Source organism: Ruegeria sp. AL12 (assembly GCF_056540885.1).
In genome coordinates this window covers 1-607 of the sequence record NZ_JBQFXN010000159.1, presented here as the reverse complement: position 1 = coordinate 607, position 607 = coordinate 1, and the positions used below count along the sequence as shown (strand labels likewise).

General features: G+C 57.5%; 1 protein-coding gene. It reads right to left on the bottom strand.

The features are described 5' to 3' along the window. Positions 1–180: 180 nt before the first annotated feature. Positions 181–607 (bottom strand): aminoacyl--tRNA ligase-related protein (locus tag ACR0C6_RS21980; RefSeq protein ID WP_480621297.1); only part of this gene is annotated, 427 nt, incomplete at its 5' end.

The window sequence follows — 607 nt, the reverse complement described above, 5'->3', positions numbered from 1 at the left end:
ATAAGGTGAAGGCCAAGACGAAGAAGGGCAAAAAGTCCAAAAAGGACGACAAAGCCAAAGACAGTAAGAAAAAAGATGACAAGAAAAGCAGCAAGAAAAAGGATAAGAAAAAGGCGAAGAAGTAAGACCTCTTCGCCCTTTGATCTTGTTGTAACCGGCGGCTGCAGCGCGCCGGTTTTCTTATGCCAGTGTGCCGTCCGTTTGCAGCGTCAGCTTGCCGCCCAGATAGGGGGAGAGCACCTCGGGCAGGGTGACTGTGCCATCGGCGTTCTGGCCGTTTTCCAGCACCGCAATCAGGCAACGCCCCACCGCCAGACCCGAGCCGTTCAGGGTGTGGACATATTCCGGCTTACCCCCGCCTTCGGGACGGAAGCGCGCGTTCATGCGGCGGGCCTGAAAATCACCACAGGTCGAGACCGAGCTGATCTCACGATAGGTGTTCTGACCGGGCAGCCACGCTTCGATGTCATAGGTGCGGCGCGCGCCAAAGCCCATATCGCCGGTGCACAGGATAACGGTGCGATAGGGCACGCCCAGCTTCTCCAGAATGCCCTCGGCGCAGCGCAACATGCGTTTCTGTTCGTCGTCTGAGTTGTCCGGATGCGTG